8 protein-coding genes and 1 pseudogene are annotated in these 9,346 nt (G+C 66.0%); 3 read left to right on the top strand and 6 right to left on the bottom strand.

Annotation, left to right across the window (positions count from 1 at the left end; genetic code table 11):
- Window positions 1-13: 13 nt before the first annotated feature.
- Window positions 14-541 carry a MarR family winged helix-turn-helix transcriptional regulator gene (locus tag AB4Z37_RS25130; RefSeq protein ID WP_441519473.1) on the bottom strand — a complete coding sequence of 176 codons (528 nt, stop codon included), beginning with the start codon at window positions 539-541 and terminating at the stop codon, window positions 14-16.
- Window positions 542-813: 272 nt separating this feature from the next.
- On the opposite strand from AB4Z37_RS25130, the gene AB4Z37_RS25135 reads away from it, so the two are divergent.
- From AB4Z37_RS25135 to AB4Z37_RS25145, 3 genes are read left to right on the top strand one after another with little or no spacing between them, the layout of a single operon-like run.
- Window positions 814-1,854, top strand: coding sequence for a branched-chain amino acid ABC transporter permease (locus AB4Z37_RS25135; protein ID WP_441519474.1), 1,041 nt, complete (start codon window positions 814-816; stop codon window positions 1,852-1,854).
- Between the two features lie 3 nt (window positions 1,855-1,857).
- Window positions 1,858-3,627: a branched-chain amino acid ABC transporter ATP-binding protein/permease gene (locus AB4Z37_RS25140; RefSeq protein ID WP_441519475.1), complete on the top strand. Its 1,770-nt coding sequence runs from the start codon at window positions 1,858-1,860 to the stop codon at window positions 3,625-3,627.
- Window positions 3,624-4,352 carry an ABC transporter ATP-binding protein gene (locus AB4Z37_RS25145; RefSeq protein ID WP_441519476.1) on the top strand — a complete coding sequence of 243 codons (729 nt, stop codon included), beginning with the start codon at window positions 3,624-3,626 and terminating at the stop codon, window positions 4,350-4,352. Before AB4Z37_RS25140 ends, AB4Z37_RS25145 begins: the two co-directional genes overlap by 4 nt.
- 207 nt (window positions 4,353-4,559) lie before the next feature.
- On the opposite strand, the gene AB4Z37_RS25150 is transcribed toward AB4Z37_RS25145, so the two are convergent.
- From AB4Z37_RS25150 to AB4Z37_RS25170, 5 genes and pseudogenes are all read right to left on the bottom strand, one after another.
- Window positions 4,560-5,711, bottom strand: a complete 1,152-nt coding sequence (locus tag AB4Z37_RS25150; protein WP_441519477.1) for an ABC transporter substrate-binding protein — start codon at window positions 5,709-5,711, stop codon at window positions 4,560-4,562.
- 200 nt (window positions 5,712-5,911) lie between these two features.
- The gene (locus tag AB4Z37_RS25155) at window positions 5,912-7,792 is read right to left on the bottom strand and encodes a feruloyl-CoA synthase (protein WP_441519478.1); all 1,881 of its coding nucleotides are present in this window, start codon (window positions 7,790-7,792) and stop codon (window positions 5,912-5,914) included.
- A 19-nt stretch (window positions 7,793-7,811) separates the two neighbouring features.
- Complete coding sequence (locus tag AB4Z37_RS25160) at window positions 7,812-8,624, bottom strand: crotonase/enoyl-CoA hydratase family protein (RefSeq protein WP_441519479.1); 813 nt, start codon at window positions 8,622-8,624, stop codon at window positions 7,812-7,814.
- Between the two features lie 97 nt (window positions 8,625-8,721).
- Window positions 8,722-9,183, bottom strand: a complete 462-nt coding sequence (locus tag AB4Z37_RS25165) for a DUF3237 domain-containing protein (protein ID WP_441519480.1) — start codon at window positions 9,181-9,183, stop codon at window positions 8,722-8,724.
- 5 nt (window positions 9,184-9,188) lie between these two features.
- A pseudogene (locus tag AB4Z37_RS25170) lies at window positions 9,189-9,346 on the bottom strand (C4-dicarboxylate ABC transporter permease); the annotation flags it as partial.

A 9,346-nucleotide genomic window follows, 5' to 3' on the forward strand; every position in this document is an offset into this window, starting at 1 on the left:
CGCCGGGGCACAATCAGAACTTCGACAGCTTTTCCAGCATCGCCATCAGCGCGACGCGATCCGTTTCGCAAAGCAGCGCGTTGAGCCGCGCCTCGTGCTTGGTCGCGACCAGCCGCTTGGCGCGCGCCAGCACGGCGCGCCCCTTGTCGGTCAGCATGACGATGTGCGAGCGGCGGTCCTGGGTCGAGCGCACCCGCATGCACAGCTCACGGCTTTCCAGCCCGTCCAGCATGGCGACGAAATTCGGCCGCAGGATGCCGAGCGTTGTGGCGATCTCGGTCTGGTTGCGGCCGGGATTGTGCTCGAGCAGCACCAGCACCGAGAACTGTGCCGGGGTCAGTTGCAGTGGCTCGACGCAGCGGATGAAGTCCTCGAAGATCCGCAACTGGGCGCGCTTGAACACATAGCCGAGCAGCTCGGCAAGCTCGCCGAGCTGCAGTGGTACGCTTTCGGCAACAGCGATCGCCGCCGGCCGCGGTGCCGCAGGTGCCTTTGAGCGTGCTCGGGACGCCCTGGAGACAGCAGATCTGGTCGCGGCCATTATTGAATAAGCTCGCCTGTCAAAAAACATGGTACGCCGGCCGTCCGCGATACGGACTAGCCGAAGGTGTCGCTTGCAGCGGCGTGAGCTTCGGTCAAGAACCGGTGCCCACGGCAGCGGATCGCGTTCGAACACGCGAACCAAAGCCGCTTGAGATTATAACTCATAATTGTTATGGGTTATATCAAATAGCGAGAGCGGACGACAACTGCTCACAACCTTGATCTGTGGCGCCGGCAGGGCCTGAGCCGCGCCAGGGGGGAAACGCAACCTTGAATACCACGATCCTGCTGTTCCTGCTTCAGGACGGCATCACCAACGGCGCGATCTATGCGCTTCTGGGCCTCGGCCTGGTGCTGGTGTTTGCCGTGACCCGGATCATCCTGATTCCTCAGGGCGAATTCATCACCTATGGCGCCCTGACCTACGCGACCTTGTGTGCCGGCAAGATGCCGGGTACGGCACGGCTCGCAGTGGTCATGGGCATCGTCGCCTTCGCATTCGACCTGTTCGCCGCCCGCCGGGCGCCGCAGGCACGAAAGATCATCCGCTCGCTGCTGGTCAATGTTGCGCTGCCGGTCGCGATTCTGGGGCTCACCGCCTTCGTTGCCGGTCACTCCGGCAACCTCATCGTCAATTTCCTGCTGTCGCTGGTGATCGTCGCCCCGATCGGCCTCTACCTCTACCGTGTCGCCTACCAACCGATCGCCCACGCCTCGGTGCTGGTACTGCTGATCGCATCGGTCGGCGTGCATCTCGCCATGCAGGGGCTTGGCCTCGTCTTCTTCGGCGCCGAGGGCATGCGCGCCCCGGCGATATCCGAGCTTGCCTTCGGACTTGGACCGATGCGCATCACCGGCCAGAATCTCGCAGTTTACGGCATCGCGCTGGCGCTGATCGTCGCGCTGTGGCTGTTCTTCGGCTACACCCTCTATGGCAAGGCGCTGCGCGCCACCGCGGTCAACCGGCTCGGCGCCCGCCTGGTCGGCATCCGCACCACGCTGTCCGGCCAGGCCGCCTTCCTGCTCGCCTCGGTGATCGGCGCCGTCTCCGGCGCGCTGATCGTGCCGATGACCACGATCTACTACGACAGCGGCTTCCTGATCGGTCTCAAGGGCTTCGTCGCGGCCATCATCGGCGGCCTCGGCAGTTACCCCGTCACGGCCGCCGCCGCCATCGTGGTCGGCATCGTCGAGGCGATGTCGTCGTTCTACGCCAGCGACTACAAGGAGGTCATCGTCTTCACGCTGATCATACCGGTCCTATTCGTGCGCTCGCTGTCCGCGCCCGCCGTCGAAGAAGAGAAGGACTGAGCCATGACCCAGCGATGGCCCATATTCGTATTCGCGCTGGTGCTGGTGGCGATTCCGCTGGTGCCCGGCATGCCACCGTTCTGGATCGTGCTGCTCGACAACATCGGCCTCGCCGCCCTGGTGGCGATGGGACTGGTGCTGCTGACCGGCGTCGGCGGCCTCACCTCGTTCGGCCAGGCCGCGTTCTGCGGCTTCGGCGCCTACACCACCGCTGTGCTGACGACCGCATATGGCCTGTCGCCATGGCTGACGCTGCCGCTGTCGCTGCTGGTCGCCGGCCTCGCCGCCGTGCTGCTCGGCCTGATCACCGTGCGGCTGTCCGGCCACTACCTGCCGCTCGGCACCATCGCCTGGGGCCTCAGCCTGTTCTATCTGTTCAGCAAGCTCGAGTTCCTCGGCCGCAATGACGGCATCTCCAGCATCCCGCCGCTGTCGATCGGCTCGCTGCAGATGATGAGCGCGGACTCGATCTATTACGTGATCTGGGCCGGCGTCCTGATCAGCGCCCTGCTGACGCTGAACCTTTTGGACTCGCGCACCGGCCGCGCCATCCGCGCGCTGCGCCGCGGCCATGTCGCGGCGGAAGCCTTCGGCGTCGAGACCGCGCGCGCCAAGCTCCTCGTGTTCATCTACGCCGCGGTGCTGGCTGGCCTGTCCGGCTGGCTCTACGCCCACTTCCTGCGCGCGGTGAACCCGACGCCGTTCGGCGCCCAGGCCGGCATCGAATATCTCTTCATCGCCGTGGTCGGCGGCGCCGGCTATGTCTGGGGCGCCGTGCTCGGCGCCGGCATTGTCGTGATCCTGAAGGAAATCCTGCAGAGCTACCTGCCGTTCGTGTTCGGCGAGGGCCAGCTCGAGACCGTCGTGTTCGGCATGCTGCTGGTAACGCTGCTGCAGATCGCGCCGGGCGGCATGTGGCCGCGCCTCGCAGCGCTATGGCCGGCAAAGAACGGGGCCGGCAAGCGCCCCGAAGCGGCCGGCGCGCTACCGGAACGTCCGCAGACGGAAGACACCGGCGCGACGCTGCTGCGCCTTGAGGGCGCCCGCAAGCAGTTCGGCGGCGTGATCGCGGTCAACAACGTCTCGTTCGAGGTCCACGGCAAGGAGATCGTGGCGCTGATCGGCCCCAACGGCGCCGGCAAGAGCACCACCTTCAACCTGATCACCGGCGTGCTGTCGGCGACCGCGGGCAAGATCTCGCTGTTCGGCCGCCCGATCATCAACACCCGGCCGCAGGACATCGTCCGCCGTGGCGTCGCCCGCACCTTCCAGCACGTCAAGCTGGTGCCGGACATGACGGTGCTGGAGAATGTCGCGATCGGGGCGCACCTGCGCGGCCGCTCCGGCGCCGTCGCCAGCATGCTGCGGTTCGATCGCGCCGACGAAGCCAAGCTGCTCGCCGAAGCGGCACGGCAGATCGAGCGCGTCGGCCTTGGTGACCAGATGCACCAGCTCGCCGGCAGCCTTGCGCTGGGACAGCAGCGCATCGTCGAGATCGCGCGCGCGCTGTGCGTCGATCCGATCCTGCTGCTGCTCGACGAGCCCGCCGCGGGCCTGCGCCACAAGGAGAAGCAGCAGCTCGCCGAGCTGTTGCGGCAGCTGCGGGCGGAGGGCATGTCGGTGCTGCTGGTCGAGCACGATATGGGCTTTGTCATGAACCTCGCCGACCGCATCGTGGTCCTGGATTTCGGCACCAAGATCGCCGAAGGCCTGCCCGCCGAGATCAAGACCAACCCGGACGTCATCAAGGCCTATCTCGGAGGCGTCGCATGACCGCGCTGCTCACTGTCGCCGACGCCCATGTCTCCTACGGCAAGGTCGAGGCCGTGCGCTCGGTCTCGCTCGAGGTCCGGCCCGGCGAGATTGTCACCATCGTCGGCGCCAACGGCGCCGGCAAGACCACGCTGCTCAATGCCATCATGGGTGTCCTGCCGCTGCAGGGCACCGTGAGCTTCGCGGGCACGAACCTCGGCCCGCTGGATATCGAGGACCGCGTGTCGGCGGGGCTGTCGCTGGTGCCCGAGCATCGCGAGCTGTTCGCGACGATGTCGGTCGAGGAGAACCTGCAGCTCGGCGCGTTCCGCAACGCCGCTGCCGCGGCGCGCTCGTTCGAGCGCGTCTACGCGCTGTTTCCGCGGCTGCAGGAGCGGCGCGCCCAGCTCGCCGGCACCCTGTCGGGCGGCGAGCAGCAGATGCTGGCCATGGGCCGCGCGCTGATGGGGCAGCCGAAGCTGCTAATGCTGGACGAGCCGAGCCTCGGCCTCGCGCCGCGCATCGTCGCCGATATCTTCAAAATCATCGCGGACTTGAAGCAGGCCGGCGTCGCCGTCCTGCTGGTCGAGCAGAATGCCCAGGCTGCGCTGCAAATCGCCGACCGCGCCTATGTCATGGAGCTCGGTGAGTTCGTGCTGAGCGGCGCGGCGAAGGACATCGCCGCCGACCAGCGCGTGATCGCGAGCTATCTCGGCTTCCAGCACGAGGAAGCCGCGGCGTCCTGAGGTCTGCCGCGGACCCGACACAGCCCCTCATCCTGAGGAGCGGCCGCATGGCCGCGTCTCGAAGGATGAGGCCCGGGAGCCATACCAATCCGGGCCTCATGGTTCGAGACGCGCGTGCCGCGCTCCTCACCATGAGGAGCTGACAGCAAAACGGGGCCGCTCCCGAAGGAACGGCCCCGTTCGCTTTTCAGCATGGTGATCGGATCGTCAGTTGATGACCACGTACTTGCCGTCCTTGACCGTCAGCAGGATGCGCGAGCGGTCGTCGAGGCCGTAGCGATCCTTTTCTGTGAAGTTGTAGACGCCCTGGCTCGCCGCCATTTCCTTCTCCGTCAGCAGCGCCTTGCGGATTGCTTCACGGAACTCCTGCGTGCCCGGCTTGGCTTCCTTGAGCGCCACCGGGATCACCCGCTTCAGGATCTCGAAGGCGTCGTAGGAGTGGCCGGCGAACTGGCTGCGGCTGTTGGGGCCATACTTCGCTTCATACGCGGTATTGAGCGCAAGGCCCGGCTTCTTGGTCAGCGCGCTGTCGGGCTGGCCTTCCGGCGCCATCACCGGGCCGGACGACATGATCACGCCTTCGGCCGCCTTGCCGGCGATGCGGATGAAATCCATGCTCGCCGCGCCGTGGGTCTGGTAAATCAGGCCCTTGTAGCCACGCTCGCGCAGCGTGGTCTGGGGCAGCGCCGCAGCGGTGCCGGAGGCGCCGACCAGGATGGCGTCGGGATTGGCGGCCAGCAGCTTCAGCACCTGCCCGGTCACCGAGGTGTCGGGACGCGCGAAGCGCTCTTCCGCCACGATCTGCAGCCCGAGCGGAGCACCCTGAGCCTTGAGGTCGTTGAACCAGAGGTCGCCGTAGGAATCCGAGTAGCCGATATAGCCGACGGTCTTGATGTTGTTCTTCTTCATGTGCTCGTAGAGCACCTTGCCCATGATCGGGATCGGCTGCGGCATGTCGACCGACCACTTCTCACGGGCCGGCGTGAACGGGAACGGCGCCAGGCCGAAGTGCGGCACACTCGCTTCGTTCGCAACGGTCGAGACCGCGATGGACGGCGGCGTGGTGGCGGAGCCCATGATCACGTCCGCTTTTGCCTCGGTGATGAAGCGCCGCGCATTGGTGGTCGCGTTGGTTGGATCACCGGCGTCGTCGAGCACGATGACCTTGAGCTTGACGCCGCCGATCTCGGTCGGCACGAACTCGACGGCATTGCGCTCCGGGATGCCGAGCGCAGCAGCTGGACCGGTGGTCGAGGTGGTGATGCCGATCACGATCTCGTTGCTCTGCGCCGCAGCGGGCGCGGCGAGGCCCGGCAACGCCAGCAGGGCTGCCGCGACCGGGAACATCAATCTGTTCATTCTAGTCCTCCCTTTGGATCGGTTGCTTTTAGTTTAGTTCAGGCTGACCGGCGCGCGCGAGATTTTCGTTACACCACGTCTCAAACTTTCGTCGCTGGCGCGGCCGACTTGCCGATGCTTTGAGCACGATTCCGGGGGCCGCGCGAGAGCCCGTTTCGCCGCATCGCCATGAGCGACACGGCGGTGTGCGCTGCACCCGCCTAGTCGTCGCCGAGCACGATGGCATGACACGACGCCGGGTCGCCGTAGAGCCGTTCGACGAGATCCGCGCGGTGCTCGAGCACGGCGCGCTGGTTGACCGAGCCCTTGTCGGTGACCTCGCTGTGGTCGATCGACAGCGGCGTGTCGAGCAGCACCACCCGGGCGATCCGGGTCGAGGAGCCGGTCGCGCTCTCGGCCAGCGCCGCGAGGCGGGCGCGGAACGCAGCGCGGACCTGCGGATCGGCTGCCGCAGCAGCAAGATCATGGGGTGGCAACGCGGGATTGATGGTACGGCAGCCATCGAGGTCGAGGATCGCCAGCGCACCCAGTTCGTCACGGTTGAGGCCGGTGATGACCACATCGCGGACGAGCGGCGCACAGGCCGCGACAAAGCGCGCCCGCAGCGGCCCGACGCTGACCCAGGTACCGCTACCGAGCTTGAAGTCCTCGGTGATCCGGCCGTCGAAGTCGAAGCCAGCGGTGAAATCCTGCGGATCGACCGGCTTCAGGGCATCCCCAAACTTGTAGAAGCCCTCCTCGTCGAACGCCTTCGCCGTCATCGCCGGCTCGCGCCAGTACCCGGGCATCACGTTCGGCCCGCGGGCGCGGACTTCGAGCTTGCCGTTGTCCGGCACCAGCTTGGCCTCATTGCCCGGCACCGGCAGCCCGACATGGCCGGAGCGGCTGGTTTCCGGTGTCACGCACATGAAGAAGGGCGCGGTTTCGGTGGCGCCGAGCCCGGTCAACATCGGCACGCGCCAGCCGGTCGCCTCCACCGCCACCTCGTCGAGCGCGTTCCAGACATGCGCCGACAGCGCTGCGCCGGAGAAAAACATCGCGTGCAGCCGGCTGAAGAACTTGGTCCGCAGCGCCTTGTCCTCGCGGAAGTACGGCAGCAGCGACTCATAACCCTTCGGGACGTTGAAATAGACCGTCGGCGCGATCTCCCTGAGGTTGCGCACCGTCTCGGCGATGCCCGCCGGCGTCGGCTTGCCCTCATCGAGATACATCGAGCCGCCGTTGAACAGCGTCAGGCCGATGTTGTGGTTGCCACCGAAGGTGTGATTCCACGGCAGCCAATCGATGATCACTGGCGGCTCGTCCTTCAGGAAGGCCAGCGTATCGCTGAGCATCACCTGGTTGGCGCAGATCATGCGCTGGGTGTTGATGACAGCCTTGGGCTTGCCGGTCGACCCGGACGTCAGCAGGAATTTGGCGATGGTATCGGGCCCGATCGCATCATGCGTCTCATCGAGCCTGCGGTGCTCCGGCGTCGTCAGAAGATCGGCCAGCGACGTCACGGGGCGTCCAGGGATATCGCCGCGGCTTGCGACGATCTCCGTTGTCGCCGGCACGTTGGCAACGATCGCGTCGGCGAACACCGTGGCATCGTCGGCGAAGACGAGCCCTGGCGTCAGCAGGCCGATGACATAGGCGAGCTTGCTGTAGTCCTTCGACACCAGCGAATAGGGTGGCGACACCGGGCAAACCGGCACGCCGGCGTAGTATGCACCGAACGCCATCAATGCGTGGTCGACCGAATTCCCCGACAGGATGACAAGCGGCCGCTCCACCGACAGGCCGCGCGCCAGCAGTGCGGACGCGATGGCACGGCTCGCATCGAGCAGCTGCGCATAAGTGACCTCGCGCCAGCCACCGCCCAGCGTGCGTTCGGCCATGAACACACGGTGCGGCGCCATCGTCGCCCAATAATGCAGCTTGTCGGTGAGCCGGCGCGGATAGTCGGCGAGGGCCGCTGTCGGGCGCAGGTAGATCGTACCGTCGTCGCGACGGTCGATGGTCACCGACGTCCGGCCGAACGAGATCGGGCGCAACGGAGCGCCGATGGAAGAGGAGTTATCGAGAGCCGCCGCAGACATGGTGTGGAGGATCCTGTCGTCAGGTGGGCTTGACCTTGGCCGTCTTGCGATCGAGGAAGGCGCGGATGCGCGCCTTGGCCTCCTTGTCGCCCTGCGCGACGGTCGCCATCAGCGATTCCATCAGCAGGCCGACCTGGGGATTGGCCTCGGCAATCATCGGCAGCGCCTGCAACACCGCGAAATTGGTCAGCGGCGCATTGCTCGCGACCTTGCCGGCGAGCTCGACGGCCTTGTCGTAGGCCTCGCCAGCCTCGGTAAGATACTGCGAAAAGCCGAGCGTCACCCCCTCCGCCGCGCTGTAGACGCGGCCAGTGAGCATCATGTCCGCCATCCGCGCCACGCCGATCAGCCGCGGCAGCCGGACCGATCCGCCGCCGCCGACGAAGATGCCGCGCTGACCTTCCGGCAGCGCGTAGTAGGCGCTGGGCTCGGCAACGCGGATATGCGCTGCGCAGGCGAGCTCGAGCCCGCCGCCGATCACCGCGCCCTTGAGCGCGGCGATCACCGGCACCCGTGCGAACTGGATCTTGTCGAATACGCGGTGCCACATCCGCGAATGGATCAGTCCCTCGGTGACGTCGCGCTCGGTCAGCTCGGAGAGATCGAGGCCGGAGGAAAAGTGCTCGCCGATGCCATGAATCACCACCGCGCGCACATCATCCGCGATATCGCCGAAGCACGCTTCGAGCGCCAGTACCGTGCCGTCATTGAGCGCATTGCGCTTGGCCGGCCGGTTCAAGCCCACAGTGAGAATGGTTCCGCTGCGCGCAATGACGAGCGGCGAGGCGTCGGAGGACGGCGAGCCCGAGGGCCCGGAAGTGGCGTTTCCCATGCTATTCGTATCCGTTAGAATAGTTATATTCTATAACTATATCGGCATAAGTCAACCGGGACGACCGATGCGCCCGATGGCGACGCTCCCGGAGAGCCTACTGCACCTGATGGACGTCGATCTCGACCCGGTCGGGATGGCGCGCACCGACGCCGACAAACAGCGAGCGCATCAGCCAGCGATAGGTCGGCGCGCCGGTCTCGAACCGCGGTACCGAACGGAAATAGATCAGCGCCGGATCGACCGGCTCGCCGCGGCGGATCCGCTCCAGCGCTTCGGGCGGGCCGAAGCGGATGCCGATGTTCTCGACATAGATGACTGCGCCGTCGTCCATCTCGATGGCGTACTTGGCTTCGAGTTCGGTGAAGCCATCGGGACGGATGATCTGATAGTCGGCCCCACCTTCACGGATGCGGCCGTGCAACCCCTCCCCGACCAACTCACCGCCGGTGATCGGGATCACCCGGCGGCTGCCCACCCCGATGTCACCGGCCTCGATCGGCGTCGCAACAGTGATACGCAGGCTGAACACATACTTGGTGACAAGGGCGGACGGCATCACGGTTATCCCAGCATTTGCTGCGGCAGCCAGGTGGCGAGCAGCGGGAAGAGAATAAGGATGACGAGGCGGATCAGGTCGGTGATCACGAAGGGCAGCACGCCGACGAAGATCGTCGACATGTTGACGTCCTTGATCACGCTCTTGATCACGAACACGTTCA

Origin of the sequence: Bradyrhizobium sp. 2TAF24, from assembly GCF_052115025.1 — a bacterium.
Classification (GTDB): Bacteria; Pseudomonadota; Alphaproteobacteria; order Rhizobiales; family Xanthobacteraceae; genus Bradyrhizobium_A.